This window comes from Crenobacter sp. CS_VA4 (assembly GCF_055597485.1).
This window is the reverse complement of the sequence record NZ_JBVMAE010000001.1, coordinates 102,598-128,713: the sequence shown is the minus strand read 5'-3', so window position 1 is coordinate 128,713 and position 26,116 is coordinate 102,598. Positions and strand designations below refer to the sequence as shown.

General features: G+C 66.0%; 26 protein-coding genes, 1 other RNA gene and 1 pseudogene. 10 read left to right on the top strand and 18 right to left on the bottom strand.

What is annotated here, in order from left to right:
* Positions 1-35: 35 nt before the first annotated feature.
* The 4 genes and pseudogenes from ACZ2IA_RS00635 to ACZ2IA_RS00620 all read left to right on the top strand — a co-directional run.
* A pseudogene (locus ACZ2IA_RS00635) lies at positions 36-341 on the top strand (BCCT family transporter); the annotation flags it as partial.
* 74 nt (positions 342-415) lie between these two features.
* A complete protein-coding gene (locus ACZ2IA_RS00630; RefSeq protein WP_470290619.1) occupies positions 416-1,699 on the top strand; it encodes a BCCT family transporter in 1,284 nt (427 codons plus the stop codon).
* 262 nt (positions 1,700-1,961) lie between these two features.
* On the top strand, positions 1,962-2,600 hold the full coding sequence (locus ACZ2IA_RS00625) for a YceH family protein (RefSeq protein WP_470290618.1): 639 nt from the start codon (positions 1,962-1,964) through the stop codon (positions 2,598-2,600).
* A gap of 177 nt (positions 2,601-2,777) precedes the next feature.
* A complete protein-coding gene (locus ACZ2IA_RS00620) occupies positions 2,778-3,305 on the top strand; it encodes a YfaZ family outer membrane protein (RefSeq protein WP_470290617.1) in 528 nt (175 codons plus the stop codon).
* Positions 3,306-3,373: 68 nt separating this feature from the next.
* Here the strand turns inward: ACZ2IA_RS00620 and ACZ2IA_RS00615 are convergent, their stop codons facing one another.
* The 7 genes from ACZ2IA_RS00615 to ACZ2IA_RS00585 form a co-directional block, all read right to left on the bottom strand.
* Positions 3,374-3,883, bottom strand: a complete 510-nt coding sequence (locus ACZ2IA_RS00615; protein ID WP_470290616.1) for a GNAT family N-acetyltransferase — start codon at positions 3,881-3,883, stop codon at positions 3,374-3,376.
* Positions 3,884-4,166: 283 nt separating this feature from the next.
* Positions 4,167-4,553, bottom strand: coding sequence for a VOC family protein (locus tag ACZ2IA_RS00610; protein ID WP_470290615.1), 387 nt, complete (start codon positions 4,551-4,553; stop codon positions 4,167-4,169).
* A 114-nt stretch (positions 4,554-4,667) separates the two neighbouring features.
* Positions 4,668-5,270, bottom strand: coding sequence for a DJ-1/PfpI family protein (locus ACZ2IA_RS00605; protein WP_470290614.1), 603 nt, complete (start codon positions 5,268-5,270; stop codon positions 4,668-4,670).
* A 334-nt stretch (positions 5,271-5,604) separates the two neighbouring features.
* Positions 5,605-6,075, bottom strand: coding sequence for a cupin domain-containing protein (locus tag ACZ2IA_RS00600; protein WP_470290613.1), 471 nt, complete (start codon positions 6,073-6,075; stop codon positions 5,605-5,607).
* A 136-nt stretch (positions 6,076-6,211) separates the two neighbouring features.
* On the bottom strand, positions 6,212-7,324 hold the full coding sequence (locus ACZ2IA_RS00595; protein WP_470290612.1) for a protein-glutamine glutaminase family protein: 1,113 nt from the start codon (positions 7,322-7,324) through the stop codon (positions 6,212-6,214).
* A gap of 1,147 nt (positions 7,325-8,471) precedes the next feature.
* Positions 8,472-9,119 carry a hypothetical protein gene (locus ACZ2IA_RS00590; RefSeq protein ID WP_470290611.1) on the bottom strand — a complete coding sequence of 216 codons (648 nt, stop codon included), beginning with the start codon at positions 9,117-9,119 and terminating at the stop codon, positions 8,472-8,474.
* A gap of 218 nt (positions 9,120-9,337) precedes the next feature.
* Positions 9,338-9,706: a cupin domain-containing protein gene (locus ACZ2IA_RS00585; protein ID WP_470290610.1), complete on the bottom strand. Its 369-nt coding sequence runs from the start codon at positions 9,704-9,706 to the stop codon at positions 9,338-9,340.
* 243 nt (positions 9,707-9,949) lie between these two features.
* On the opposite strand from ACZ2IA_RS00585, the gene ACZ2IA_RS00580 reads away from it, so the two are divergent.
* Positions 9,950-10,354, top strand: coding sequence for a DUF1289 domain-containing protein (locus tag ACZ2IA_RS00580; protein ID WP_470290609.1), 405 nt, complete (start codon positions 9,950-9,952; stop codon positions 10,352-10,354).
* Between the two features lie 47 nt (positions 10,355-10,401).
* On the opposite strand, the gene ACZ2IA_RS00575 is transcribed toward ACZ2IA_RS00580, so the two are convergent.
* The 5 genes from ACZ2IA_RS00575 to ACZ2IA_RS00555 all read right to left on the bottom strand — a co-directional run bounded on the left by ACZ2IA_RS00575 (position 10,402) and on the right by ACZ2IA_RS00555 (position 16,264).
* Positions 10,402-12,441 (bottom strand): prolyl oligopeptidase family serine peptidase, encoded by a 2,040-nt coding sequence (locus ACZ2IA_RS00575; RefSeq protein WP_470290608.1) that lies wholly within the window; start codon positions 12,439-12,441, stop codon positions 10,402-10,404.
* 369 nt (positions 12,442-12,810) lie between these two features.
* Positions 12,811-13,845, bottom strand: coding sequence for a low-specificity L-threonine aldolase (gene ltaE / locus ACZ2IA_RS00570; RefSeq protein WP_470290607.1), 1,035 nt, complete (start codon positions 13,843-13,845; stop codon positions 12,811-12,813).
* A 126-nt stretch (positions 13,846-13,971) separates the two neighbouring features.
* On the bottom strand, positions 13,972-14,196 hold the full coding sequence (locus ACZ2IA_RS00565; protein ID WP_470290606.1) for a hypothetical protein: 225 nt from the start codon (positions 14,194-14,196) through the stop codon (positions 13,972-13,974).
* Positions 14,197-14,359: 163 nt separating this feature from the next.
* Positions 14,360-15,775: a DUF2252 domain-containing protein gene (locus ACZ2IA_RS00560; RefSeq protein WP_470290605.1), complete on the bottom strand. Its 1,416-nt coding sequence runs from the start codon at positions 15,773-15,775 to the stop codon at positions 14,360-14,362.
* 177 nt (positions 15,776-15,952) lie between these two features.
* Entirely contained in the window at positions 15,953-16,264 is a 312-nt protein-coding gene (locus ACZ2IA_RS00555; protein ID WP_470290604.1) for a high-potential iron-sulfur protein, read from the bottom strand.
* A 385-nt stretch (positions 16,265-16,649) separates the two neighbouring features.
* Between ACZ2IA_RS00555 and ACZ2IA_RS00550 the strand changes: the two genes are divergently transcribed.
* Positions 16,650-17,120: a GNAT family N-acetyltransferase gene (locus tag ACZ2IA_RS00550; protein ID WP_470290603.1), complete on the top strand. Its 471-nt coding sequence runs from the start codon at positions 16,650-16,652 to the stop codon at positions 17,118-17,120.
* A gap of 86 nt (positions 17,121-17,206) precedes the next feature.
* On the opposite strand, the gene ACZ2IA_RS00545 is transcribed toward ACZ2IA_RS00550, so the two are convergent.
* The 3 genes from ACZ2IA_RS00545 to ACZ2IA_RS00535 form a co-directional block, all read right to left on the bottom strand.
* Positions 17,207-17,791 carry a hypothetical protein gene (locus ACZ2IA_RS00545; RefSeq protein WP_470290602.1) on the bottom strand — a complete coding sequence of 195 codons (585 nt, stop codon included), beginning with the start codon at positions 17,789-17,791 and terminating at the stop codon, positions 17,207-17,209.
* Positions 17,792-17,892: 101 nt separating this feature from the next.
* A complete protein-coding gene (locus ACZ2IA_RS00540) occupies positions 17,893-18,807 on the bottom strand; it encodes a GGDEF domain-containing protein (protein WP_470290601.1) in 915 nt (304 codons plus the stop codon).
* Positions 18,808-19,119: 312 nt separating this feature from the next.
* Positions 19,120-20,379, bottom strand: a complete 1,260-nt coding sequence (locus ACZ2IA_RS00535; protein ID WP_470290600.1) for a glutamate-5-semialdehyde dehydrogenase — start codon at positions 20,377-20,379, stop codon at positions 19,120-19,122.
* A gap of 257 nt (positions 20,380-20,636) precedes the next feature.
* On the opposite strand from ACZ2IA_RS00535, the gene ACZ2IA_RS00530 reads away from it, so the two are divergent.
* Positions 20,637-20,712: non-coding RNA, sX9 sRNA (locus ACZ2IA_RS00530), on the top strand.
* Between the two features lie 4 nt (positions 20,713-20,716).
* Here the strand turns inward: ACZ2IA_RS00530 and ACZ2IA_RS00525 are convergent.
* From ACZ2IA_RS00525 to ACZ2IA_RS00515, 3 genes are read right to left on the bottom strand one after another with little or no spacing between them, the layout of a single operon-like run.
* Complete coding sequence (locus ACZ2IA_RS00525; RefSeq protein WP_470290599.1) at positions 20,717-21,100, bottom strand: DUF1987 domain-containing protein; 384 nt, start codon at positions 21,098-21,100, stop codon at positions 20,717-20,719.
* Between the two features lie 2 nt (positions 21,101-21,102).
* Complete coding sequence (locus ACZ2IA_RS00520; RefSeq protein WP_470290598.1) at positions 21,103-21,657, bottom strand: SiaB family protein kinase; 555 nt, start codon at positions 21,655-21,657, stop codon at positions 21,103-21,105.
* An 8-nt stretch (positions 21,658-21,665) separates the two neighbouring features.
* Complete coding sequence (locus ACZ2IA_RS00515) at positions 21,666-22,904, bottom strand: PP2C family protein-serine/threonine phosphatase (protein WP_470290597.1); 1,239 nt, start codon at positions 22,902-22,904, stop codon at positions 21,666-21,668.
* 304 nt (positions 22,905-23,208) lie between these two features.
* Between ACZ2IA_RS00515 and ACZ2IA_RS00510 the strand changes: the two genes are divergently transcribed.
* Genes ACZ2IA_RS00510 through ACZ2IA_RS00500 form a run of 3 tightly spaced genes read left to right on the top strand, consistent with a single transcriptional unit; the run spans position 23,209 to position 25,960 of the window.
* Positions 23,209-24,213, top strand: coding sequence for an ABC transporter substrate-binding protein (locus ACZ2IA_RS00510; protein WP_470290596.1), 1,005 nt, complete (start codon positions 23,209-23,211; stop codon positions 24,211-24,213).
* Between the two features lie 59 nt (positions 24,214-24,272).
* Entirely contained in the window at positions 24,273-25,067 is a 795-nt protein-coding gene (locus ACZ2IA_RS00505) for an ABC transporter ATP-binding protein (protein WP_470290595.1), read from the top strand.
* A gap of 11 nt (positions 25,068-25,078) precedes the next feature.
* Positions 25,079-25,960, top strand: a complete 882-nt coding sequence (locus ACZ2IA_RS00500) for an ABC transporter permease (protein WP_470290594.1) — start codon at positions 25,079-25,081, stop codon at positions 25,958-25,960.
* The last annotated feature ends 156 nt before the right edge of the window (positions 25,961-26,116 follow it).

Genomic DNA, 26,116 nt, shown 5'->3' with positions numbered 1-26,116 from the left:
CATCGCCAACTGGAAAGCCCGACGCTTTCTTCACCATGCCGCCACACCGGCGGCCGGGTCATCCCGACCCGTTCCGGCTCCCCGAGTCGTTTCGACCAACCCCGACCGTGTCCGGCCGGCGCTGTCGTGCGCCGCATCCTGCCGACACCCACTCCGGAGGAGAATCCATGGTTTTACGCTTGTCCCTGCTGCTGACCGCGCTGTTCGTGCTGTGGGGCGCGCTCGCGCCGCAGCAGCTGGCGCTCACGACCAACGCGCTGCTCACCTTCACCATCTCGCGCTTCGGCTGGTTCTACCTGCTGACCGTGTTCGGCTTTCTGGTGTTTGCGCTGTACCTGGCGTTCGGCCGCTTCGGCCATATCCGCCTGGGCCGCGAGGACGAGGAGCCGGAGTTCTCGCGCGGCGCTGGTTCGCGATGCTGTTTTCGGCCGGCATGGGCATCGGCCTGGTGTTCTGGGGCGTGGCCGAGCCGGTGTCGCACTTCGGCACCCCGCCGGGCGGCATCACCCCCGAATCGGCCGATGCCGCGCGCGCCGCGATGCGCTACTCGTTCTTCCACTGGGGCCTGCACCCGTGGGCGGTGTACAGCCTGATGGGACTGGTGCTCGCCTACTTCAAGTTCAACCGCGGCGCGCCGGGGCTGATCTCGGCGGCGTTCCGCCCGCTGCTGGGCGACCGGGTCGACGGCCCGCTCGGCCGCGCGATCGACGTGCTGGCGATCCTCGCCACCGTGTTCGGCGTGGCGACCTCGCTCGGCTTCGGCACGCTGCAGATCGAGAGCGGCCTGAAGCACCTGTTCGGCCTCGAGCCCAGCTTCGGCCTGACCGCGATGATCATCGTGGCCGCGACGGTGCTGTTCCTGTTGTCGTCGCTGACCGGTCTGGAGCGCGGCATCAAGTGGCTGTCCAACCTGAACCTGTGGCTGGCGGTCGGCTTGTTCCTGTTGGTGGTGGTGCTCGGCCCGACCGGCTTCATCTTCGACACCTTCACCACCACGCTGGGCGACTACCTCGGCAACCTGACCAGCATCAGCCTGCGCATGTCGCCGTTCAGCCAGGGCACCTGGACCGCCGACTGGACGCTGTTCTACTGGGCGTGGTGGGTGACCTGGGCGCCGTTCGTCGGCATGTTCATCGCCCGCGTGTCGCGCGGCCGCACCATCCGCGAATTCGTCGTCGGCGTGCTGCTGGTGCCGGCGATGGCGAGCTTCGCCTGGTTCTCGGCGTTCGGCGGCACCGCGCTCGACCTGCAGCTGTTCGGCGGCGCCGACATGCTGGGGGCGGTGAAGGCCGACGTGTCGACCGCGCTCTATGTGATGTTCGACCAGCTGCCCAGCGGCACGGTGATGTCCTTCGTCGGTATGCTGCTGGTGGCGAGCTTCTTCGTCACCTCGGCCGACTCGGCCACCTTCGTGCTCGGCATGCTGTCGAGCAAGGGCTCGCTGAACCCCGGTCACCGCGTCAAGCTGGTCTGGGGCGTGCTGCTCGCCGCGATCGCGCTGGTGCTGCTGTCGAGCGGCGGCCTGAAGGGCCTGCAGACCATGTCGATCGTCGCGGCGCTGCCGTTCATGCTGATCATGATCGGCATGGCGGTGTCGCTGTATATCGCGCTGGCCGACGAGGAGCGCGACAGCCGGCTGCGCGAGATCAAGCGGCTGCATAAGATCGAGGAGTTGCTGAAGGGCCCGGGCGGCCGCTGAGAGCGGCTAACAAAACGAGGCCTCGCCGAGTTTCTGCGAAGCTAAAAGTCCCTTGGCGTTGTTGTGCTGCCTTGCCGTACCGCGTGTACTGTAGCTTCGCAGAAACTTCGGCTCGGCCTCGTTTTCTGCGGCAGCACGACGAGCACAGCCACTTCGCTCACTTTTGTTAGCCACTCCTGTTCCGGCCAGCCCCTTCAGGGTTGGCCGAAGCCGGTGGCGGTGCGATCATCGTGCTATTCCGGTAACGACGAGAGGTGAGGCGATGGACGACGGATATCAGTTTGACCCGGTCGAGGTACGCGTGCTCGGCGCGCTGATCGAAAAGCAGGCGCTCACCCCGGACGCCTATCCGCTGACGCTGAACAGCCTGGTCAGCGCCTGCAACCAGTTGACCAGCCGCGAGCCGGTGATGAACCTGTCGGAAAGCCGCGTCAGCGCCGCGCTCGACGCGCTGATCACCGCCAAGCTGGTCGCCGAACGGCTGCCGGCCGGCAGCCGCGTCGCCAAGTACGAGCACCGCCTCGGCTGGGAGTGGAAGCTCGAGGGCGCGCGCCTGGCGGCGCTGGCCTTGCTGCTGTTGCGCGGCGCGCAGACCTCGGCCGAGATCAAGGGCCGCGCCGGCCGGGTCTACCCGTTCAGCGGCGTCGACGAGGTCGAGACCGCGCTGAACGCCTTGGCCGACAAGTACCCGCCGCTGGTCGCCAAGCTCGAGCGTCAGCCGGGCGAACGCGAGGCGCGCTGGGCGCACTGCCTGTGCGGCGAGCCGGTAGCCGCCGCCGCGGCCGGGGACGACTACGGCGTGATCGAGGTCGGTCTGGCCGGCCGGGTCGCCGCGCTGGAGGCCGAAGTCGCCGCGCTAAAAACCCGCCTGGCTGAACTTGAGGCGCAGTTGAGCAACTAACGCTCTGTGTGTTTCACCGGATCGCGGCCTGTCAGCCGATCCGTCACACCTGGTCGGGCGGCGACTTGGCCGCCCGCATCACCCGCGCCCGGCGCCTCGACGCGCCGAACGCCCTTGGCCACGCCGCGGGCGATGGCGCTTCATACCAATATTGCTAGATCGGAAGGATTTACCCGCATGAAAATTAGGGCATTGCTGATCGCCGGCCTCGTGGCCAGCGGCGCGGCGCAGGCCGGCACCATGACGCTCGGCGGCGGCGACGACTTCGTCAACTTCAGCCGCACGCCGGACGGTGCCGGCATCGGCTTCACTCTCGACTACCTGAAGCACGCGCACAACGGCTCGGCCGGCGGCCTCGGCGCCGAGTTCGCGTTGCCGCTGGGCAACGTGACGCTTGCCGCCGGCGTGAAGGGCACCGCGATCGACGCCGACGGCGCCGCCACCGCCGGCCTGGTCGGCGGCCGCATCAACGTCGACGCCGGCTACAGCGTCAGCCTGTTCGGCCAGGCCTACTACGCGCCGGAATCGTTCGCCAGCGGCTCGGTGAAGTCGGTGTCCGACGTCACCGCCGGCGTGCGCTGGAACCCGATCCCGCTGTTGGCGCTGGAGGGTGGCTACCGCTACTACCAGGTCGACCGCAAGGACGACAGCCGCAACCGCACGCTGGCCGACGGCCCGTACCTGGGCGTCGGTCTGACATTCTGAGCGTCTGGCTCCTGCCCAACGAACAACGCCCCGCGATGCGGGGCGTTGTTATTGGCAAGGCCGGTGCTTCACAAAGCCGAACTGAACAGGCTGGTGTCCGTGTCCTGCCCCGGCACCTTGATAAGCCGGATGAAGCGCAGGCCGAGCTTCTCCAACAGCCGGATCGAGCCCTGGTTGTTGGGCGAGGTGATGCCGAGAATCCGCTGCAGGCCCAGCGTGCCGCGCGCGTAGTCCAGCACCGCCGCGGCCGACTCGTAGGCGTAGCCCTGCGCCCAGAAGCGCTCGAGGAAGGCGTAGCCGATGTCGGCGTCGTCCAGATAGTCGCGCTTCACCAGCCCGCAGATGCCGATCGGCGTGTGCGATTCCTTTAGCCCGACCAGATACAGGCCGTAGCCGTGCTGGCGGTAACTGGCGCCGGGGCCGGTCTCGATATAGCGGACCGCGTCGGCGTGGCTGCGCACGTTCTTGTCGGCGATGTTCTTGATGAAGGCCGGCTCGTTGACGAGCTCAAGGATGAAGGCGGCGTCGGCGGCGTTCAGCTCGCGCAGGAACAGCCGGTCCGTCTCGATGAGGTTCACGATTGTGTCGCTTTCTGATCTGAGGAGTGGGTGGGATGGGCGTAGCGTAACCGATCGGGCGTGACCGACAAAGCCGCCGTCTTCTGCAACGTTGGCCCACCCGGCGGCTTGCGACGCAGCCGCCTGCGTCCAGCTGTCGCGTTAATGGGCACTGCTATTGAAAATGACGACGGCCGCGACCACCGGCCCACTCCGTACAGCGGCCGATTCGCCAAACCACGGCCCGCGCGGGACACGCGAAGCGGCTTCATGATCGACTCCGCGGTCTGGCGGCGCGACCGCATCACCGCTCCGGGATCGGCCCGTACGGCTGGGTGATGAGTTCGAGCTCGTGTCCGTTCGGGTCATCGAAGTAGAGGCCGCGACCGCCGTAGAGGGTGTTGACCTCGCCGGGCTTCTGATGGAGAAAGTCGGCGTAGAACGCGATGCCGGCGCTACGGATACGGGCGAGGGCGGCGTCGAATACCGCCTCGCTGACCAGGAAGGCGTAGTGCAGGGGACGGAAGTCGTGGGCGTCGACGTAATCGAGGGTGACGCCGTTGCCGGTGCGCACCGGGACGAAGTGCGCCCACTGCGGCCCGGCTTCTACCCCCAGCACCGCGGCGAGGAACCGGGCGGACTCCCATTTGTCCCGTGCCGGGATGATGATGTGGTTCAGCTCGATACTCACGGCGTTGCTCCTGTTTTGGGCATGAGGTGAACGCGGCTTAGCTCATCGTCGGTAGCGGTCCGTTCGCCGCCGCGCTCCACGGTGCGCGGTGTCCGAGTCACAGGCGAGGACGGGTCAATGTTCCGTCCAGTCAAACTCCATCTGGCGCGCGGTCCTGATCGCCAATTCGCGCCCGGCCAGCCGCCCGACCAGATGCAGCGACATGTCGATGCCCGCCGAGATGCCGGCGGAGGTGACGATATGGCCCTGATCCACCCAGCGGCGTTCCGCCAGTACCTGCACCGCGGGAAACATCGAGCGGAGGTCGTCGATGTCTTCCCAATGCGTGGTCGCGGACTTTCCGTCGAGTAGCCCGGCCTGGGCCAGTAGGAAGGCTCCGGTGCAGACCGACGCGGTGAGTTTCGCCTGCGCGGCAGTGGCCGCGATCCATCGCGCCACCGCGGCGGTCTCGAGTTCCGCCGTGACCACGCCGCCCGGAACGATCAGCACATCGAGCGGCGGGTGATCGGCGAAGCCGTGGTCCGGGAAGACGCTGAGCCCGGCGCGCGCGCGCAGCGGCGCGGCGCTTCGGCCAACGGTGACGACGTCGAACAACGGCGGCTCGCCAGGGTGAGCCCGGGCGTGCACGCGCGCGGCGGTCGTAAAGACCTCGTAGGGTCCCGCGAAGTCGAGGACTTCGACGTCATTGAAAACGAAGATGCCGACCGTACGCGTCATTCGCACTCCTAACGCTAGAGAAGACCGGGCCACGCAGCGGGTCCGGCCGATTGATTAGCAACGAGCCATCCCTGCCGTGCGCGTCGTGCCGGAGCACGGCGGGGAAGTCATTATGGATAGTAAGACCGTTGGCATCGAGCTGGCAAAGACCATCCCCTCGTGCGGGCGGCGATGGTCCGGTGTGGTCAGGCTGGGGAGGGGAAAGCCATCGGCAGCTTCCATCCTGCCGATGGCTGTAGCGCCTAGCCGGGCGGGAGCGTTTCGAGTGGCTAACAAAACCCAGTGCAACGGTCCCGGCTAGGCTGGGTAACAACGCCGGCAGGGTTAGCCGCTCTTATTTCTTCCTGGGGTCGTCGGTGGGGTTAACGTAGGTGATACCCCAGGGCCCCATTATGTTCAGTTGTACCACCGTTTCCTCGGCGGTCCAGGCAAAGTGGTGCATCTTGCGCGGCATCACGATCACGCTGCCCGGCCCTAAGGCGGTGGTCTTTTGCGGCTCCAGCGTGTCACCCATGCCGTAGTTGAGCGTTCCGGACAGCACCGTCACCCGCTCCACACCCGGGTGCCAATGCGGGGGGAGCTTATAGTTGGCCGGAAGCTTGATCTGGGCGGTGATCGGGCCTTTCTTATCCAGCTGCCCCTCGATCACGGCGACTTTCACGCCCGGGGGTACGGAGGTGGCGTCTGACCACTTCAGATCGCTGGGCGTGGCCATGATGAAACCGCTAGGCTCGGCCCGCGCGGCGGCGCTGCCGAAGCAGGCGGTCGCGAGCAACAGCGATGCAACACAAAGTTTGCTATTCATGGTGCCTCCTAATCACAGCGGGGATGAGGCCGGTGGCCCGCAAGCAACGCAGGCATTGGCCCCGGATCCGCCCTTGGGTGAACGGTACGGCTGACACCGCCTCCTGCTTTAGGCGTCACGCCGAACCCCTTGGCCGTCACGGACAATAGGCGTACGGCGGCGGCCCGGCCGGCTGCAAAGAGCGGTTCTTCAATTGCAGGCGGTAGTACTGCAGTCGAAAGTTGGTATCGACATAGTTCGGATCGGTCGGCATCACATGGCGCCAATAGTTGGACGCCGCCGTCGCGGTGAGGGTGGCGGTCGGGTCGCCTTGCGCATTCTTCCAGGTCGCCAGCGATACCGGCGCCGTAAACAGCGACGGATCGATCACCGTCTCCTCGACCCGAAAAAAGCGGCGCCGCACGCACAGCGTCGGCGCTACATGCCAGCCCCAGAACACCTGGCAGGACGGGTTGTTCTTCGTCTGCACGTGCAGGCTGCCGTTGATCCACACCTTTCTCGGCCTGGCGCCCGCGGCGATCATCAGGCGGCACATCTCATGGGCGCGCGCCCAGCAGCCATCGTCGGGATAGAGAAACGGAATGCACGGCGGAGGGACCGCGAGCGGGTCGCATCTCGTCGCGCTGACGAGGTCGAACAGTTGCTGAGCCCTCTGCGTCGACACGCAGCGCAGCCGCCGAAAACAGCAGCGGAACGCGCAAGAGCACCAGCGGCAGAACCGCCGAAACCACGAGGCCCCCCTGTGCCGTTCGGGCGCGACCGGCTCCGCCAGGCGCGGCTCGTGTGGGCTGGGACGCACGTCGATGATCCCGTGTTCGTCGGTTTCGGTCACGATCAGCCAGGCGTTCCGTTCCTGCGCCGCCCCCAGCGCCCCCAGCATCCGTTCGAAATCCGGATGGTGGCGCCTGAGCAGATGGCGCGCATGCGACGCCTCGAGTTCGATCTCGACCTCTTCGGTCTCCTCTTCCTCTGAAATCGCGGCCACCCTCGTCAGCAGCGGAATCAGCAGGCGCGTGATCGCCTGCGTGTCGGGATCAAGCTCGACATAGGCCGGGGCGTGCAGCTGCCGTAGTCCTTCAAGGATTTCCAGGAGGCCGGCGGCGCGGTCTCCCGGGTATAAGCGGGCGGTCTGCTCGTCTTCGAAGACGATCGCTATGCCGCCGGGGTATTGGCGCAGCAGCTCGGCGGCACTCAGTTTTTCAACGGGAGGGTCGATGCGGGTGACTATCGCGACGATTTGATTTGGCATTGGCAGTCTCTCCTTAATTTTCGCTTTAAGGTGAGCGCATTTTTTTTACCGGAACGAGTCCCAACGCCCGATATAAGTGGGCGATGCTTTATGAAAATGGTAGGCCATTTTTAATGGAAAACAATGTGGGGGCGACAAAGGAAACTCATCCGAGGTATGGAATATGCCAAAAGCGCTTTCGTGCGTTGGGTGAAGAGGTAAAACGCGAATGGATAGTGCTTAGTACCATGCATGCGGGCTGTTTAGCGCAGTCTAAGCAATATGGTCGATACTTGTCAGCTAAAGTTTATAAGAACAGCTGGTGGTTGATAGGCCCGGATTGAACCTCATCAAGCAAAGGCTGAGACCATAGCGGTAATAATACTTCCGCCGATTTTCCGCTTGTCGGCAGCATCTATGGGGCTGTTGCAGCGCCGGTCCCGCCCGGCGGGGCGGGGTACTTTCTTTGCTTCGTCAAAGAAAGTACCCAAAGAAAGACGACCCCACTGCGCTGGCCTTCGGCTTCCCTCGCGCCTGCCAAGCGGCCAGGCGCCGCCGAACTCGCGGGCGGCTAACGTCCGCCCACTCGAACAAGCGGCGGCTTAAGACCTGGCCGCTTGACGATCGCTCGGCAGCGCAAAGGGGGACGGGCAGGATGATTGCAGCGTTACAGAATTGGGGAAGTGGGAAACCGAGCGACTTGGGTTGGTGGTGAGGAGGCCAGAAGCTGCCTGGTTTTGTGCCCGCACCGTTCGGCCAAGCTTGTGACTATCCACAGAAGCGTCAGAGTCGTGGTGTATCAAAAACCATTGCCTACCTTTCCAATACCCCACTGTTTTTCAAACCTTATAACTTCACGAATACTGCCAAAGACCACCCATTCCCCTTCGACGCCGCCGAGGACGGCACGGCCAACGGGGGAAGTCGGCGAGCACTGTCCGAGTGCCGACGTAGTCGGCGCGAGTTGCGCAGCCGCCTGTTGGCCGGGGCGCCCGCAGGGCAGCCCGCAAAGCGGGCCGGCGTCGCGGGGTCGCCTTTTCTTTGGTTCCTTTCTTTTGGCGAAGCAAAAGAAAGGAACTCGCCGGTCGGGCGAGACCGACAAGGCCCCACGGCTCACCAACGTCGGTCGAAAGAATGATGGGTTTCGGCGCAAGCACCTTCCCCCGTCTTACTTGCTTGCTGGAATGAGTTGTTGGGCCGGAACAATCGCACCACGCTCAATGACATTGAGCCCAAGAGAGTAAAGCATTGGCCTAACTATTTCTTCAAATACAGCAACCGACACGGTGAATGCAAGCTCTGCATCTTCCTTATGGCAACCTTCACCTTTATGTATAATATTGTTCCTAATTTTCTGAAGTTGCTTGCATTCTTCTAGAAGAGGCTTGTCCGAGTCGGCTCTATGCACTTCCTTAATATTTATGTTTGCCAGGCTTATAAATAGATCAGAAAGCAAGCCTTCATAGCGATCAAATCCTGCTTGGCCAAGCGCGTGTTTTACTATGATCTCTGCGAGAGGCTCATGATGAACCAAGCCATACACTACAGGCTTTAACAGTGTTGCCTTTAATAGGAGTTCAATTGCAGACACGAATGAGACAAGCGCTGGACCAAAATAGTCATCTTTCAAAAGAGATTTTCCTTGCTGTAGAGAATCTACAGCCGGCCTCATTACTTGAGGTGACTTTACATAGAATGATTTCAGCCTTTCTTCTGTGAATTCAGATATAGCCTGGTCGCGATGATCTGGATATAGATCGCGACTTATCTGATCGTAGAATTCATCCATTTCCGCATCATGTTCGTCATAACTCATATACGGGCCTAACTAAAATTAGATGTCCTAAACGATGTAAGTAGTTGCGTCATCAGCATGAGAAAGAGCTTGCCACACAAGCACACATGACGAAAGCGTAGCGTAATGCGGAGCAAAATGCGTCACTGCAAGCTGCCGTTACAAAGCCTCAAAATAACAAGGCCGAACCCTGCAACTGCCGGGTTCGGCCAACCTTGCCACCAAGGCACAAAGCCCCCTCAGCGACTCGCCTCAAAAATCGCATACGTCTTCTTCGCCGGCTCCAACACCTCCCACACCCCCTCGAACCCCGCCGGAATCACAAAGTGATCACCGGCCTTCAACTCCACGCTATTGCCGGCCTTATCGGTGATCTTCACCCGCCCCTCCAGCAGCGTGCAGAACTCGTGCTCGGTATAGCGCACCTTCCAGGCGCCGATGCCACCCGACCACAGCCCGGCGTGGAACTGGCTGGTCTCGTCGCTGTAAAAATTATCGACGGTCTGCGCGCCGTCGCCGGACAGCAGCTTTTCCGGCGCGGTGATGAATTCGTCGTGGACGGCCGGCTGGTGGCGGTGGAACAGCACGATGTCGTTGGCGGTCTTCATGGTTTCTCCTCTGTGGTCTTTTGCCGAACAGTCGTTAAATATTTTCAACAATGTGGCACAGCGGGAAGGCGGCCGGCAAGTGCGGGATGGATCGATGGCGGGGGCAGTGTGGCGGGGGCGGGCCGCTATCGGTCGGGGCGGTTCGAAAGGTTTGGCCGGACGCGCCGCCTGGCTGCACCGGGTCGCCGCCCTGGGCCGGCCGTGCTACAGTCGGCCGCGTTTCACTCTCCTTGCCGCCTCGCCATGACCGCCCAGCCCCCCGCCCGTGAGCCCGACGTCGCCTCGCCGTGCCAGAAGCGCTGCCAGCTCGACAAGAGCGGCACGCACTGCAGCGGCTGCCAGCGCACGCTGGATGAGATCGGCGGCTGGTCGACGTTTACGAATGAAGAGAAGCGCGCGGTGTGGGCGCGGCTGCTGAGCCTGCCGGTGCCGGTGTTGCGCGAGAAGTGCTGCGAGCACTGCGGCACGGCGTTTGCCTGCGGCAGCGGCAGCGGCGGCGGTGGCTGCTGGTGCAACGACCTGCCGCAGGTGCTGCCGCTCACTATCGATGGCAGCGACTGCTTGTGCCCGGGCTGCCTGAAGGCGCATATGGCGGCCGCCTACCGCGCGCGCGGGCTGGAGCCGCCTGCATCGTTGACCGACCAATAGCAAAAGCCCCGCGGATGCGGGGCTTTTTGCGTGGCGAGTGCGCCGACTCAATCCATCAACTGCTGGTACAGATAGACCAGCACCCGCGCCAGCTCCTCGGCGGTCTGTTCCTGGCCGGCATTGCCGGTGTGGCCGCCGGCGTCGGTTTCCAGCAGCAGCGCGGCGTGGCCGTGCTCGTTCAGGCGCGCCACCATCTTGCGCGCGTGCGCCGGGTGGACGCGGTCGTCGCGGGAGCTGGTGGTGAACAGCGCCAGCGGGTAGCTCAGGTTGGCCGAAACATGGTGGTACGGCGAGTAGGCGGCCAAGGCGGCGCGTTCGGCCGGGTCGGCCGGGTCGCCGTATTCGTCGATCCAGCTGGCGCCGGCCAACAGCTCGGTGTAGCGCAGCATGTCGAGCAGCGGCACCTCGCAGACCACCGCGCGGAACAGGTCCGGACGCTGTACCAGCGCGGCGCCGACCAGCAGGCCGCCGTTGCTGCCGCCCTCGATCGCGAGCTTGGCCGGCGACGACAGGCCGCGACCGATCAGGTCTTCGGCGATCGCGATGAAGTCGTCGAAGCCGACCTGGCGGTTGGCGCCTTGCGCCGCCTGGTGCCAGGTGGGGCCGAACTCGCCGCCGCCGCGGATGCATGCGACCGCGAACGCGCCGCCCTTCTCCAGCCACTGCGGACCGAAGTTGTCGACGTAGTGCGGCAGCATCGGCACCTCGAAGCCGCCGTAGCCGTACAGCAGCGTCGGCATCGAGCCGTCGAGCGGTGCGTCGTGGCGGCGCACCACGAAGTACGGCACCGCGGTGCCGTCCGGCGCGCGCGCCTGCCATTGCTCGGCCAGATACGGGCTGGCGTCGAACGCGGTCGGCTGGCGGCGCAGCGTGTCAGGCGTGCCGCCGTCCGCCGCGGCGAGGTCGAGCCGGTACAGGCCGGCCGGCTCGAGGAAGTCGCTGTGGCTGTAGCAGAGCAGGTCGGTGGCCCACGGCTGGTCGGTGAACTCGATCACGCCGCGGCTCGGCGCTGCCACCGGCCGCTCGCGCCAGGCGCCGTCGGCGCGCTCGAACGCGACCAGCCGGCTCTGCACATTGTCGAGCAGGTTGACGACGATGTAGTTGAGCGTGCTCTCGACCGCCTCGACCGCCTGCTGTGCGGTGGGCGCGAGCAGGCACTGCGCCCGACCTGTTCCCTGAATCAATGACGCGAGGTTCAGCACCAGCAGGCTGCCGGCGGCGAAGGTGTCGCCCTGCCAGCTCCAGTCGTCGGCCAAGCTGACGACGAGGTCGCCGTGCAGGTAGGTCTCGATGTCGGCGCGCGGCGGCAAGGGCAGGGCGTTGACGCCGTGGTCGGCGCCGATCAGGTAATAGGTCTTGGCGTAGAAGCTGTCGGACACCTCGATCATGTCGACCGGGGCGGCGTCGCCGTCGAGGAAGCGCCAGGCGGCGACCATCATCGCGTCGATGCTCGCCTGGTAGAGCGGCGTCGCTTCGGCCATGCGCTGGCCGCGTGCTAGCAGCCACACCTCGCGCGGGTAGCCGGCGCGGGTGGTCTGGCGTGCGTCCCAGGCCGGGCAGACGAACACGCTGTCGGGGTCGCGCCAGCCGATGTGGTTCTTGCCCTCTGGGAAGTGGAAGCCGCCGTCGACCAGCGTCTGCTGGTCCAGGTCGTACTCGACGGTGACGCTGGCGTCGGCGCCACCGACCGACAGCGTTATCAGGATTCGTTCCGGGCGCAGCGTGCAGTGCGAGATCGAGTCGAGGTAGGCGTCGAGCTTGAGCGCGGCGGCCAGCGCGTCGATGTCGAGCACGATCTGCCAGTCGTTGCGGCCCTCGCGGTAGGCATCGAGAGTGGTCTTGCGGTAGATGCCGCGCGGGTGCGCCTCGTCCTGGTGGAAGTTGTACAGCCAGCCGGCGTGCTCGGAAAAGAACGGGATCTGTCGGGTGTCGCGCAAGGTGGCGAGCACCTCGGCGGTCAACGGCGCGAAGCGCGGGTCGGTGTCGAGCCGGGCGCGGGTCGCGGCGTTCTGTTTTGCGACCCAGTCGGTGACGGCGGGGTCGTCCAGGCCTTCCAGCCAGGCGTGCGGGTCGTGGGTGTGCGGCATGCGGTGTTGTCAGTCGTCAAAAGGGCGGAAGGCCGCCAGTGTAGGGGCAGACGGCGGCGCGGGCCAGGGTTGGCCGAACGGCGCGGACGGCAGGCACCCGGTGGGCTCCCGGCAGCCGGTACTGGTTTCGTTGTAGACCGGGTCGGAGGGGGACGGCGAGCGCTTTGTGTCGCTGGACATGGCCACGCCGCCGATGGGCGTGATGTGGCGCGGGGGCGGGCTTCGAGTCGCTAACAAAACCCAGCGTAGCGATCCTGCTCGTCGTGCTGCCGCAGACAGTACAAGTAGTACGGCAAGGCAGCGCAACAACGCCGGGAGGGTTTTTAGCTACGCAGAAACTTCGGCTCTGCCTCGTTTTGTTAGCGGCTCTTAGTCGAGCACGTCGGTGAACACCGCGATAATCCGCTCGAGCGCCGCGTCGTCGATCTGCCAGTGGGTAACGAGGCGCATCCGGCCGTCTTCCGGCGGGTTGGCCTTGATGCCGGCGGCGGCGAGCGCCGCCATCAGCCGCGCGGAATCGACCCCGGCTTCCAGCCCGAACCAGACCATATTGATGTGCACGTCGCTGCGGTCGACGTCGAGGCCGGGCAGCGCGGCGAGCCGTTCGGCCAACCGTTGCGCGCGGGCGTGGTCTTCCGGCAGCCGTTCGACCATCTCGGTCAGCGCCAACAGGCCCGGTGCGGCCAGCACGCCGACCTGGCGCATGCCGCCGCCGAGCAGCTTGCGGTGGCGGCGGGCACGGGCGATGAATTCGCCGGAGCCGGCCAGGATCGAGCCGACCGGCGCGGCCAGCCCCTTGGACAGGCAACACATCACGCTGTCGGCGTACTGGGTGATCTCGCGCACCGCGCAGCCGAGGTGCACCGCGGCGTTGAACACCCGCGCGCCGTCCAGATGCACCGGCACGCCGTGCCGGCGCGCCACCGCGGCGACCTCGGCCATCGCCGCCAGCGGGATCACCCGGCCGTTGGAGTGGGCGTTTTCCAGGCAGATCAGCCCGGTCTTCGGCCAGTGCACGTCTTCGCCGACGCGGATCCGTTTCTGCACCTGTTCGGCGCTGATCACGCCCTTGTCCGACTCGATGGTGCGCAGCTGCACGCCGGCGATCACCGCCGCGCCGCCGGTCTCGTGCCAGACGATGTGGCAGTCGTCGCCGAGGATCACCTCGTCGCCGCGCTGACAGTGGGTGAACAGCGCCAGCTGGTTGCCGAAGTTGCCGGTCGGCACGAACAGCGCCGCCTCCTTGCCCAGGACGTCAGCGGCGAGCGCCTCGAGCTTCTGCACGGTCGGGTCGTCGCCGTACACGTCGTCGCCGACCTCGGCGTTGAGCATCGCCTCGCGCATCGCGCGGGTGGGGTGGGTGACGGTGTCGCTGCGCACGTCGATGATCGGCAGGTCGGGCATGGCGGTTTCCTCGCGCAAAATGGCGAACGGCGGCACTCGGCCGCCGTTCTTCTTTGGGTATCGGGCTTCAGGCCCGATTATGCCAGTGTTCGCAACACCGGTGAGGCTGCCCGGGGATGGGCAGGGTCAGACTCGATAGGAGGACCTTATGTCTTGGGCCCGCTGTTGGGCCAACAGGATGGCTTGGGCGCCCAGCGTGATATCGGCGCCGCAGCTGCAGTGTATGTGTTGGTCGGGGGCCAGGGCTTTCAGATGATGGCGGCTTTCGCGGCCGCATTTTTCGCAGGCAATCACGACGGTGGCGTTGTAATGCTTGTCGAGGTCGATGTCGAAACTCGGCATTTGCTTCATTGGACTCTCCCATTTTGTCGTGTGGGGGATGGCAGGGCGGGTGCCCTCCCAACTCCAACGCTAGACCAGTCGGCCGCGGCCGGACACAGACGGCCGATGAACGGCCTCTTAGCGTCAGGGTGGCGCCGGGTGGGACGACAATGACATCGGGTGCCCTCTGCCATCAGGGGGTGTAGCTCTGGCGCAGCTCCTCGGGGGTTTCCACCGGCAGCGTGCCGGCCCGCACCGCGCGCCGGAATGCGTCGTAATCGGCCTCGACCTGGTCGGCGTACGCCAGCGCGTAGCGGCCGATCGCCTCGGCAAACTTGGGGCCCTTGCCGATATAGCCGGCCAGCTGCGCGCTGCGGCCGCTGCCCTTGGCGTGCGCGCGCGCCAGCGTCCAGGCACAGGCCTCGCCATAGGCGGACAGGGTGTCGAGGTCGAAGGTTTCCAGCGCGGCGGAAATTTTCATGTCGCGCAGCTGGCGCACGTAGAAGTGCCGGCCGGCCGGGCCGCTGGTCCAGCCGAGGAACAGGTCGCTGGCCGCCTGCATCAGTTGTTGGCCGAACACTACCCGCTTGCCCTGGTGCGGGTGTTCGCCCCGGGAGTAGCGTTCCAGCACCGACGGGCGCGCCTCCTTGATCTGCAGGAACAGCGGCTGGCCGTAGTCGTCCTCCATCAGCACCACCAGGCAGCGGGTGCCGACGCTGCCGACGCCGACCACCTTGAACGCCATGTCGAGGTAATGGAACCGTTCGAGCAGCGTGGCGCGGTCTTCCTTCAGCGTGGCGAGGTAGCTCTTGTACATAGGCTCGAACAGCGCGCACCAGTCGCCGCTGGCGAGCCAGGCGTCGTCGTCCGGCAGCAGCGTGCCGCTCTCGTGGACGTGGAACAGCGTCGGCGGGCTGTCCTTCAGCCGGAGCTCGCCGTTTTCGATCTCGGTGATCTTCGGCAGCAGCCGATCGTGGGTGCGGTTCTTGGCACGCTCGGCGACCCGGGCGATGCGGCGCTGCAGCGTGTCGTTGTCCCCGGCGGCGCTGGCCATATCGTCGAGCGTCAGGCGCTGGTACCAGACGTCGAGCGTGCCCATCTGCGCCAGCTTCTGGATATGGTCTTGATAGGCGCCCAGCGCGTCCTCGACCACCTGCTCGGCCTGCTCCTCGGAAAAGCCCAGCTCGCGCGCCGCCAGCACCAGGCTGACCGCCAGCCGCTTCACGTCCCATTCCCACGGCGCCGGATGGGTCTCGTCGAAGTCGTTGATGTCGAACAGTAGGTTGCGCTCGGGCGAGGCGAAGAAGCCGAAGTTCATCAGGTGCGCGTCGCCGCAGGCCGGCACGATCTCGCCGCTGTACGGCACCTGCGCCAGGTCGGCCGCCTGCAATAGCGCGATGCCGCGAAAGAACGCGAACGGCGAGGTCAGCATCCGGCCGTAGCGCACCGGGATCAGCGCCGGCACCCGGCCGGCACTGCTCTCCTGCAACAGCGCGATCGGATCGCGGCCGTTGGCCTTGGGCATTTCGGCCTGCGCCTCGCGCGGGCAGGCCGTGCGGCGGGCCTTGCCCTCAGCGTAGAACTGGTCGAAGCGGGACGGGGCGGGCATGGGCTTCCTTTCGTGTTGAAACGTCAGGGTCGGGGAGGTTTTCAGTGTAGGCCGTGGCACCGTTTATAGAGATGCCAAGTGGCTCGGCCGGGGGAATCGGCCGTGGCCGGCGTGCAGATGTGACAACGCCCCGGCAGGGGGCCTGCCGGGGCGTGGAATCAGGAAGAACGAAGCGTTTTAGGCCTTCTTCGTGTAGGCGCTGCACCAGCCTTTATTGTCGACCAGCTTGCCGCCGAAGACCGCACAGGGGCCCATCGCGTCGGTCGGCTTGGCCTGGAACAGCTGGCAGTTGCCGCAGTGCTGGCCGGCGGCGTATTTCGGGTACTTGGCCTTGTCGACCTTGCTCGCGTCGTGCTTGTAACCCAGGCCTTTCGCCTGCGGGTCGTTCTCGTCAAGTTTGGCCGGGGCGGCCAGTGCATTGCGGCTGAGCAGAGCGGCGGCGCCGACGGCCGGGATTACTTTGAACAGAAAGGTACGACGTGACGTCATGCTATTTCTCCTGATTGCTTTTTTGGAAATCGGTCTCACGAACCGTGCTGTTGGATATTATGGTTACCGAACTGTTCCCGTTTTGCAAAGATTTTTATTGCAATGACATTGCTTCTCATTTGCCTTGCCTATCAAGGCTTTGACGGGGTTTTCCGCGCGCCGCTAACCGCCTGCATCTAGGTCTTTGTCATGGCTGATCGTATGGTTATTTTTTAATCAGGAAACGATTTCCATTTTTTCGTGAAATCGGGGCCGGCGCCTTGTCCCAGGCTTGGGAAAAGCGCCGCGGCCCGGCTACAATGGCCGCCCCGCCGGCCTGCCCGGCCCTGTTTTGTCTGTCATGCCCGTCTGTTCTGCCCCTGAGAGGAGCGCGCGCATTCGCCCGATGCGCGCCAGCGACCTGTCCGCCGTGCTGGCCTTGCAGCAGCGCTGTTACCAAGCCCACCTGATCGAATCGGCCGACGCGCTGGCGTCGCGGCGCCGGCTGTCGCCCGCCACCTGCTGGGTGGCCGAGTGCGACACCGAGTTGCTCGGCTACCTGTTCGCCCACCCGTGGTGTGGCGAGGCGCTGCCGGCGCTCGACACGCCGCTGACGACCTTGCCCGAGACACCCGACACGCTGTTCATTCACGACCTGGCGCTGCACCCGGCGGCGCGCGGCCAGCGGCTGGCGCCGCGGCTGATCGACGCGGTGATGCACGAGGCGCGCCAGCGCCGGCTGCGCTATACCCGGCTGGTCGCGGTGCAGGACGCCGCCGACTTCTGGTCGCGCCATGGCTACCGTGCCTACCCGCTGCCGGCGGCCAAGCTGGCGAGCTACGGCCCGGGGGCGGTCGGCATGCAGCGGGCGTTGTAGGCGCCGATTCACCACGCACAAAAAAGGTTGGCCGAACGCACGCCATGGCGCGTTCGGCCAACCTTTTGTCCAGCGAAGACCGGCTGCTAGCGGGTCTTTTTCTTCTTCTTGGTCGATTTCTTGCTGGTGGCGTGCGACCTGCCCTTCTTCTTGCTGGTCGAGTGCCGGGCGCTGCTCGCCGCCGACTGGCCGCTGCCGCCCGGGCGCAGGCTGACCGGCGCGGCGGCACCGTCGCTGTCGGCGCAGCGCCGCGCCAGCTCGCGCCACTTGTTCGACACCACCATGCCGTTTTCGTACAGCTCGGCGTCGGTGTTCTCGCCGTTCGGCGTCAAGTCGACGGTGATGCCGGTGCGGCCGCTGGCCGGGTTGATCAGCATCACCGACTCCTCGCCGTTCGGGTAGACATCGTGCTTGATGAACTCGTCGGGAATCTTCCAGGCGTGCAGGTTGTTGACGATGCAGGCGGCCACCCGGCTTACCGGGCCGTGCGGGGTCTCGCGGGCAACCGGTGCGCTGTCGCGTTTCGGGCGGGTCTTCGGCGGGGAGGCATTATCCGCCGGCTGGGCGGTCGGCGCGGTGCCGCCGGTCTGGGTATGGGCGCAGCCGGCCAACAGCGCGGCGGTGCACAAGGCGGCGATCAGGCGCGCCGGGCGGAACAGGGAAAAGCGCATAAAACGGCCATCGGCTGGAAAGGTCGAAGCCGCCCATCTTTCCCGAATCGGCACCGGCTTACAAGCCGCGCCTGTAAGATCAACCATTTAGCATGGAATGGTCAGTGCGCCGCGGCGAGGCAGACCCGGTTGCGGCCGGCGTCCTTAGCGGCGTAGAGCGCCTCGTCGGCGCGGTGCATCAGCGCGTCGAAGGTGGTCTCGCCGGGGCGCTGGCTCGCCACGCCGAAGCTGGCGGTGACGGTGCCGGCGGCGGTGGTCGCGGCGGCCAGCGCGGCGCGGCGTTGTTCGGCCAGGGTATAGCCCGGCTGCGGATCGCGCCCGGGCAGCAGGATCGCGAACTCCTCGCCGCCGAGCCGCCCGAGCACCGCCTCGGCGGGCAGGCCCGCGCCGACCAGCCGCACCACCTCCTGCAGCGTGCGGTCGCCGACCGAGTGGCCGAACTGGTCGTTCACCTGTTTGAAATGGTCGATGTCGAACAGCACCAGCGTCAGCCCGCGGCCGCCCGGCTGCAGCCAGCGCTGCGCCAGCGACAAGAGGTGGCGGCGGTTGGACAGGCCGGTCAGCTCGTCGAGCGTCGCCAGCTCGTGCAGCCGGCTCATCTGGCCGCGCAGCTGGCGCGCTAGCCTGAACACCCCGAGCGTGACCAGCAACAGGCCGAACAGCCTGAGCAGGTCCTCGCCCGCCGCCGACAGCCAGCGCGGCTGGACCAGCGCCTCGTCGAGCACGTCGATCAGCGCCGCCTCCAGCCAGACGCCGAGGCCGAGCATCAACAGGCTGTAGGTGTACGGCAGGAAATAGAGCGGCTGGACCGCCACCAGCATCAGCACCACCATCAGGTAGACGCCGGCTTCGGCCAGCGCCGACAGCGGCGAGGCGAACGGCTCGGCCAAGCTTGGCAGGAAGTGCAGGTGGCCGAGCAGCGTCGCCAGCTGGGCGAGCACGATCAGGCCGGTCAGCCCCCAGCGCAGCGGCGTCGGCAGCGCGCCGCGGCGCAACTCGCTGAACAGCAGAGACACGGGGAGGGGGCGCCGCCGTCGGCTCATGATTGGCTCGGCGGAGCGCACGCGGCGCGGAAGGGACTGAAGTTCATCCGCCCTAGTGTATCGCACTCGGCGGGCGACACGGTCCGGGGCCGTTTAGCGCGAGCCGGCACAAAGCCCATCCCTTCCTCGACCTTCGCGACGTTGGCCGAACCGGTCAGCATCCCGAGCAGGCAGAACGCCATGCCCAGAGCGGTGGGCAGGGCGGTGCGCGCAATCGTCGCCCCACCGCCTCCAGTGACAAAAAGCCCCGCGATCGCGGGGCTGTAACAAGCTTGGCCGAAGTGCTTACTGGCGGATCTGCCCGTCGCCGAGCACCACCCACTTCTGGCTGGTCAGCCCTTCCAGGCCGACCGGGCCGCGCGCGTGGATCTTGTCGGTCGAGATACCGATCTCGGCACCGAGGCCGTACTCGAAGCCGTCGGCGAAGCGGGTGCTGGCGTTGACCATCACGCTCGCCGAGTCGACCTCGCGCAGGAAGCGGCGCGCGCGCGAGTAGTCCTCGGTGACGATCGCGTCGGTGTGGTGGCTGCCGTGCTCGTTGATGTGCTCGATCGCGGCGTCGAGGTCGTTCACCACCTTCACCGCCAGGATCGGCGCGAGGTATTCGGTTTCCCAGTCGTCCGACGTGGCGGGGACTACCTTCGCGCCGAGGATCGCGCGGGTGCGCTCGCAGCCGCGCAGCTCGACGCCTTTCTGCCAGTACGCCTCGGCGAGGCGCGGCAGGATCGCGCCGGCGACCGCCTCGTGTACCAGCAGGCTCTCCATGGTGTTGCAGGTGCCGTAGCGGTGCGTCTTGGCGTTCAGCGCGATGGCAAACGCCTTGTCCAGGTCGGCGCGCTCGTCGATGTAGACATGGCAGTTGCCGTGCAGGTGCTTGATCACCGGCACGCGCGACTCGCGGCTGATGCGTTCGATCAGGCCCTTGCCGCCGCGCGGCACGATCACGTCGACGAACTCGGGCATGGTGACCAGCTCGGTTACCGCGGCGCGGTCGGTGGTCTCGAGGATCTGCATCACGCCGGCCGGCAGGCCGGCGGCGGCGAGGCCCTCGTGCACGCAGGCGGCGATCGCCTGGTTGCTGTGGAACGCCTCCGAGCCGCCGCGCAGGATCGCGGCGTTGCCCGACTTCAGACACAGGCCGGCGGCGTCGGCGGTCACGTTCGGGCGCGATTCGTAGATGATGCCAACCACGCCGAGCGGCACGCGCATCTTGCCCAGCTGGATGCCGGACGGGCGGTAGGTGAAGCCGTCCATCTCGCCGACCGGGTCGGGCAGCGCGGCGATCTGGCGCAGGCCCTCGGCCATGGAGCGCACCGTCTCAGCGGAGATGGCCAGGCGATCGACCAGTGCCGGTTCCAGGCCGTGCTGGCGCGCCGTGCCGAGGTCGAGCGCATTGGCTGCGATCAGCTTGGCGCTGTCGCGCTCGATCGCGTCGGCGATGGCGTTGAGCGCCTGGTTCTTCTGGTTGGTGTCGGCGCGGGCGATGGCGCGGCTGGCGGCACGCGCCGCCTTGCCGACCGTATGCATATAGTCGTGGACGTTCATCGTGATTCTTCCGGCAAAACAGGGTGATACCGTCAAGAGTAAACGATTCGTCGCAGCGCGACCAGCCGTGCCGGCTCGTCGAGCGATCGTGCAGCGGCAGGGTGTCACGCCGTTGGCATGACCGATTTTATATTGTCGGACAGCGGGCGTTCGGCCAACCCTGGGGCCAGGACCGGGTTGGCCGAAGCCGGCTTAGAACCAGTCCTCAAAGTTACTGCGCGAGCGTGATCTCGGGTTGGGCGGTGCTCGGAATCCTCATGTACTCCATGTACATTCCGGTTCCTGCGCTCCGGCCGCCCCGAGCTGACGCCCGCTCGCTACACTTTGAGGACTGGTTCTAGACCAGCGCCTGGGTCATCAGCTCCAGCGCCGGATAGTCCTCGGCGATCTCCTCGCCGAACTCGAGGATGGTGTCGTCCTCTTCATCGTGGAACCAGTTGACCACCACGTGGTTGCCGGCCAGCGCCGCCTGGTTGAACTGTTCGAACAGGCTCATCAACAGCTTGGTGCTGGAGCTGTTGAAGTAGGCCAGCTGCACGCCAATCTGGATGTTGGCGCCGCGGCAGCCGGCGAGGTAGGCGTCCACCGCGTCGAGCAGCGGGCCGTAGAAGGCCTGCGCGTTCTCCGGGTAGCTCTCGCCCTTCAGCGACAGGCTGTGGGTGTCGAAGCGGAAGTCGACTTCGGGGGTGGCGGAGGTGGGGGCTAGATAGACGTTCTGCATGGTCAGAGGGTGGCTTTCAGATAGAACAGGGTGGTGGCGCTGCCGGGCTCGTCGACGAAGTCGAACTCGATCGGCTCGGACGCGTCGCGCGCCACGGTCAGGAAGCCGAGGCCGGCGCCCTTGCTGCCGGCTTCGCCTTCGCTGCGCAGTTTTTCCTTGTAGCGCTGCTTGATCTCGTCGAGCGTCATGCTGCGCAGCGGCTCTAGCTTAGCGAGCAATTTCGGCTGCGCGTCGCGGGCGATCGGGTTGGCGCAGACCACGTAGAAGTGGTCGCCCTTCTCGCCGACCCACAGCGCGCCGCGGCGCAGCTCGTCGTTGTCGCCTTGGTCAGCGGACAGCGGGTCGGCCGAATAGTGGACGACGTTCTGCGCCATCTCGACGAACACCGAGAACAGCTTGCGGCGGGTCACGTTGGTCGCATCTGAGCTGTTGAGGCGCTGGCGCAGCGCGTCGCCCATCGCGGACACCACCGACTGCGAGAAGTAACCGGTGTAGTAGAACACCACGTTTTCCTCGCGGGCGAGGTCCTGGAAACGGTGAAAAGCGGTCAATCCCATGGCAGTTCTCAAGGCAGGTGTACGGCAAACAGGCTGACGTCGTCGCGGCGCGAGTGCTCGCCCTGCCAGTCGGCGAAGCGGGCCAACAGCTCACGCTGCTGCTCGGCCATCGGCGCGTCGCGGCGCGACAGCAGCGCGGCCTTGAAGCGTTTCTTGCCGAAGGCGATGCGCTTGGCGCCGCCGATCTGGTCGATGATGCCGTCGGTGGTGATGTAGAGCCGGCTGCCCGGCGGCAGCGCGATGGTCTGGTTGTCCCAGGCGTAGTCGAGCGGGGTGCCGACGTAGCCGACGCCCTTCTTGTTGCCGTCGACGCCGGAGATCTCCTCCTCGCCCGGGCGCAGCAGGAACAGCGGGGTCTTGGCGCCGGCGTAGGTGAGGGTGCGGCTGTCGTGGTCGAACCAGCAGAACGCGCAGTCCATGCCGTCGTCCGAGCGCAGCTCGAACTCCTCGTCGTCCTGCTCGTGTTCGGCCAACTGGCCGAGCGATTCCTTCACCTGGCGGTTGATCGCGCCGAGCAGCTCGGCCGGGTCGTTCAGGTCGTGGGTGGTCAGCACCTGCTTGAGCGCCGACGCCATGATCAGCGTCATGAACGCGCCGGGCACGCCGTGGCCGGTGCAGTCGATCACCGCCACGAAGAAGCCGTGCGGGCGGCGCACGAAGTAGTAGTAGTCGCCGCCGACCACGTCGCGCGGCTGCCAGACCATGCTGTAGTCGGACAGTGCCGCGGCCATCTCGCGCCGCGAGCTCTGCAGGAACGACTGCTGGATCACGCTGGCGTAGTGGATGCTCTCCATCATCTGGCGGTGCTTCTCGGCCTGCTGGTCGGCCAGTGCTTGCACCAGCTGCAGGCCCTGGCCGAGGCCGGCGTATTCGCCGTCGCGGGTGATCAGGAAGCCGTCCGACAGCACCGCCTCGCCGGCCGACAGCACCTGGTACGACAGCTCGGTGAGCGGGGTGTGGAAGTCGACGGTCAAGGGCGCGGCGTTCATGAACGCGGTGCACGCCTTGCGGCCGAAGATCTCGCGGTGGAACGGCCGAGCCAGCTGGCTCATGAAGGTATTGCGGTTGATGATGCCGACCGGCCGGCCGGCGTCGACCACCGGCAGGTTGGCGAGCGCGAGGTCTTCGCTGAATAGGTTCAGTACATCGTAGTTGCTGTTGTCCGGCTGGACGGTGGGTGGCCGTTGCAGCAGGTGACCGGCGAGCTGTTGGGCGCCGGCGGACGGGGCCGGAAGTTCTGGCGACATGGTGGGGCGACTCCGACACATTGCGGTAATGAACGCAGCGAGTCTAGGCAGACGCCGTTGCAGAGGGGTGACGGCAACATGACAGTTAGGTGAACGAATGAAAGAGCGGGCGCCGGGCCCGCCGTGTCATTTCCGGACGCCTTGTTGCGCGCCGATCAAATTTGCTGTGGTCGTCAGGAAACTGTCAGCTAGCCCGCCGTAACATCGTTCCATCCCTGCCGGCCTAGGACGCACCGGCAAGGCCGGCACGGCGCTGAGCCGCGTCAGCAGATTAAATAATCAGTCCATACAAAGGAGAAGAGACATGAAAAAAACGGTAATTGGCAGCGTGCTGGCCGCGACCTGTCTGGCCGGCCTGGCGCACCCGGCCTTCGCCGACGACGGCAAGATCACCCTGATGATCGGCGGGATCGAGAAGCAGATCTATCTGCCGGTGAAGCTGACCGAGCAACTGGGCTACTTCAAGGAGCAGGGGCTCAACGTCGACCTCTTGACCGAGCCGGCCGGCGTCGAGGCGGAAAACGAGCTGCTGTCCGGTTCGGTGCAGGGGGTGGTGGGCTTCTACGACCACACCATCGACCTGCAGGCCAAGGGCAAGGCGGTGGAGTCGGTGGTGCAGTTGTTGCAGGCGCCGGGCGAGGTGCTGTTGATCGACAGCCGCAAGGCCGGCCAGATCAAGTCGGCGGCCCACTTCAAGGGCAAGAGCCTGGGCGTCACCGGGCTCGGCTCGTCGACCAACTTCCTGACCCAGTACCTGGCGGTCTCGCACGGCGTGAAGCTCGGCGAGTTCACCTCGGTGCCGGTCGGCGCCGGCAATACCTTCATCGCCGCGCTTCAGCAGGGCAAGATCGACGGCGGCATGACCACCGAGCCGACCATCTCGCGCTTGCTCAAGACCAACGAGGCCAAGGTGCTGGTCGACATGCGCTCGCCGAGCGATACGCAGAAGGTGCTGGGCGGCCTGTACCCGTCGTCTTGCCTGTATATGCAGACCTCGTGGGTCGAGAAGCACAAGGCGGAGACGCAGAAGCTCGCCAACGCGATGGTGAAGACGCTGAAGTGGATCCAGACCCACAGCGCCGCCGAGATCGCCGCCAAGATGCCCAAGGACTACTACGCCGGCGACAAGGACATGTACGTGAAGGCGCTGGCTGGCGGCAAGGTGATGTACACCCCGGATGGCCGCATGCCGGCGTCCGGCCCGGCCACCGTGCTCAAGGTGCTGTCGACCTTCGACAAGGCCTTGGCCGGCAAGAGCATCGACCTGTCTAAGACCTACACCACCGCCTTCGTCGACGCCGCCAAGTAAACCGTCGCGGCCCGGGTCGTTGCCGGCCCGGGCCCGGCGGATGTCCCGAGGGGGAATCCATGCAAAACACACGCGACGCCGCTTCGCCGGCGATCGAACTCATCCGCGTCAGCCGCCGTTTCGTCAGCCCCGAGGGCAAGGCGATCATGGCGCTGCGCGATTTCAACATGACGGTAAAGCGCGGCGAATTCTGCGCGGTGGTCGGGCCGACCGGCTGCGGCAAGTCGACCACGCTGTCGCTGATCACCGGCCTCGCCAAGCCGTCGGACGGCGAGGTGCGGATCTGGGGCGAGCCGGTCACCGACATCGACCCGCGCATCGGCTTCGTGTTCCAGAACGACGCGGTATTCCCGTGGAAGAGCGTGCTTGAGAACGTTGCCGCCGGGCCGCTGTTTCGCGGCATGGCGCGCAGCGACGCGCTCGCCAAGGCGCGCGACTGGGTGCGCCGAGTCGGTCTCGCCGGCTTCGAACACCACTACCCGCATCAGTTGTCCGGCGGCATGCGCAAGCGCGTGGCGCTGGCGCAGACCTTCATCAACGAGCCGGAAATCCTGTTGATGGACGAGCCGTTCTCGGCGCTGGACGTGCAGACCCGCACCCTGATGCAGGACGAGCTGTTGTCGCTGTGGCGCGACAACGGCGCGTCGGTGGTGTTCGTCACGCACGACCTGGAGGAGGCGATCGCGCTGGCCGACCGGGTGTTCGTGCTGACCAAGGGGCCGGCCACGGTGAAGCGGGTGGTCGAGATCGACCTGCCGCGCCCGCGCGTCACCTCGGAAATCCGCTACTCGCCGCGCTTTCTCGAGCTGTCCCGGCAGATCTGGGAAGACCTGAAAGACGAAGTGCACATTTGACGGAGACCGTGATGGAAACGACCGCAATCAAGTCCGGTGCCGCCCCGCGCGGCGTGCCGGATCAACTCAGCGAGCTCGAGAGGCTCGCCCAGCAGCGGCTGCGCCAACGCGGCAGGCTGGTGATAGCCCTGCGCCTGGCGGTGCTGGTGGTGACGCTGGGCGGCTGGGAGCTGGCCGCACGGCTGGGCTTAATCGACCCGTTCTTCTTCTCGATGCCCACGCAGATCCTGGCGCAGATCGTCACCTGGAGCGTCGAGGGCACCGCGCAGGGACCGCTCTGGCAACAGGTGCTGGTGACGCTGGAGGAGACCACGCTCGGCTTTCTGATCGGCTCGGTGCTCGGCGTGATCTGCGGCATCGCGCTCGGCCGCAACAAGCTGCTCGCCGACGTGTTCAGCCTCTACATCAAGATCGCCAACTCGGTGCCGCGGGTGGTGCTAGGATCGGTGTTCGTGATCGCCTTCGGCCTCGGCATGGGCTCCAAGGTGGCGCTGGCGGTGGTGATGGTGTTCTTCGTGGTGTTCGCCAACGCCTTCCAGGGCGTGCGCGAGGCCGACCGCTACCTGATCGCCAACGCGCAGATCCTCGGCGCATCGCGCCGCCAGGTCACCACCGCGGTGGTGATCCCCAGCGCGATGAGCTGGATCCTCGCCAGCCTGCACGTGAGCTTCGGCTTCGCGCTGGTCGGCGCGGTGGTCGGCGAGTTCCTCGGCTCGCGCCAGGGCATCGGCCTGTTGATCTCGGTGGCGCAGGGCTCGTTCAACGCCGCCGGGGTGTTCGCCGCGATGATCGTGCTGGCGGTGGTGGCGCTGCTCGCCGAGTTCCTGCTGACCTCGCTCGAGAAGCGCCTGGTCAAGTGGCGGCCGCCGCAGTTCGGTGACGGCGGCCACTGATACGGCCTGGCTCGATGAAGGCAATGCACCCGGTCGGCCGAAAGCCGCCGGGTTTTTAGCGTCGCGAACAAACCCCTCCCGGCGTTGTTGCCCTGCCTTGCCGTACTACATGTACTGTCTGCGGCAGGGTGCCTAGCCGGGATCGCTTCGCTGGGG

What these genes read in the sequence shown, in the direction of transcription:
- ACZ2IA_RS00630 (WP_470290619.1), top strand. Translation starts at nt 416, where the DNA reads ATGCTGTTTTCGGCCGGCATGGGCATCGGCCTGGTGTTCTGGGGCGTG.
- ACZ2IA_RS00625 (WP_470290618.1), top strand. Translation starts at nt 1,962, where the DNA reads ATGGACGACGGATATCAGTTTGACCCGGTCGAGGTACGCGTGCTCGGC.
- ACZ2IA_RS00620 (WP_470290617.1), top strand. Translation starts at nt 2,778, where the DNA reads ATGAAAATTAGGGCATTGCTGATCGCCGGCCTCGTGGCCAGCGGCGCG.
- ACZ2IA_RS00605 (WP_470290614.1), bottom strand. Translation starts at nt 5,270, where the DNA reads ATGACGCGTACGGTCGGCATCTTCGTTTTCAATGACGTCGAAGTCCTC.
- ACZ2IA_RS00600 (WP_470290613.1), bottom strand. Translation starts at nt 6,075, where the DNA reads ATGAATAGCAAACTTTGTGTTGCATCGCTGTTGCTCGCGACCGCCTGC.
- ACZ2IA_RS00595 (WP_470290612.1), bottom strand. Translation starts at nt 7,324, where the DNA reads ATGCCAAATCAAATCGTCGCGATAGTCACCCGCATCGACCCTCCCGTT.
- ACZ2IA_RS00590 (WP_470290611.1), bottom strand. Translation starts at nt 9,119, where the DNA reads ATGAGTTATGACGAACATGATGCGGAAATGGATGAATTCTACGATCAG.
- ACZ2IA_RS00585 (WP_470290610.1), bottom strand. Translation starts at nt 9,706, where the DNA reads ATGAAGACCGCCAACGACATCGTGCTGTTCCACCGCCACCAGCCGGCC.
- ACZ2IA_RS00580 (WP_470290609.1), top strand. Translation starts at nt 9,950, where the DNA reads ATGACCGCCCAGCCCCCCGCCCGTGAGCCCGACGTCGCCTCGCCGTGC.
- ACZ2IA_RS00575 (WP_470290608.1), bottom strand. Translation starts at nt 12,441, where the DNA reads ATGCCGCACACCCACGACCCGCACGCCTGGCTGGAAGGCCTGGACGAC.
- ltaE (WP_470290607.1), bottom strand. Translation starts at nt 13,845, where the DNA reads ATGCCCGACCTGCCGATCATCGACGTGCGCAGCGACACCGTCACCCAC.
- ACZ2IA_RS00565 (WP_470290606.1), bottom strand. Translation starts at nt 14,196, where the DNA reads ATGAAGCAAATGCCGAGTTTCGACATCGACCTCGACAAGCATTACAAC.
- ACZ2IA_RS00560 (WP_470290605.1), bottom strand. Translation starts at nt 15,775, where the DNA reads ATGCCCGCCCCGTCCCGCTTCGACCAGTTCTACGCTGAGGGCAAGGCC.
- ACZ2IA_RS00555 (WP_470290604.1), bottom strand. Translation starts at nt 16,264, where the DNA reads ATGACGTCACGTCGTACCTTTCTGTTCAAAGTAATCCCGGCCGTCGGC.
- ACZ2IA_RS00550 (WP_470290603.1), top strand. Translation starts at nt 16,650, where the DNA reads ATGCGCGCCAGCGACCTGTCCGCCGTGCTGGCCTTGCAGCAGCGCTGT.
- ACZ2IA_RS00545 (WP_470290602.1), bottom strand. Translation starts at nt 17,791, where the DNA reads ATGCGCTTTTCCCTGTTCCGCCCGGCGCGCCTGATCGCCGCCTTGTGC.
- ACZ2IA_RS00535 (WP_470290600.1), bottom strand. Translation starts at nt 20,379, where the DNA reads ATGAACGTCCACGACTATATGCATACGGTCGGCAAGGCGGCGCGTGCC.
- ACZ2IA_RS00525 (WP_470290599.1), bottom strand. Translation starts at nt 21,100, where the DNA reads ATGCAGAACGTCTATCTAGCCCCCACCTCCGCCACCCCCGAAGTCGAC.
- ACZ2IA_RS00520 (WP_470290598.1), bottom strand. Translation starts at nt 21,657, where the DNA reads ATGGGATTGACCGCTTTTCACCGTTTCCAGGACCTCGCCCGCGAGGAA.
- ACZ2IA_RS00515 (WP_470290597.1), bottom strand. Translation starts at nt 22,904, where the DNA reads ATGTCGCCAGAACTTCCGGCCCCGTCCGCCGGCGCCCAACAGCTCGCC.
- ACZ2IA_RS00510 (WP_470290596.1), top strand. Translation starts at nt 23,209, where the DNA reads ATGAAAAAAACGGTAATTGGCAGCGTGCTGGCCGCGACCTGTCTGGCC.
- ACZ2IA_RS00505 (WP_470290595.1), top strand. Translation starts at nt 24,273, where the DNA reads ATGCAAAACACACGCGACGCCGCTTCGCCGGCGATCGAACTCATCCGC.
- ACZ2IA_RS00500 (WP_470290594.1), top strand. Translation starts at nt 25,079, where the DNA reads ATGGAAACGACCGCAATCAAGTCCGGTGCCGCCCCGCGCGGCGTGCCG.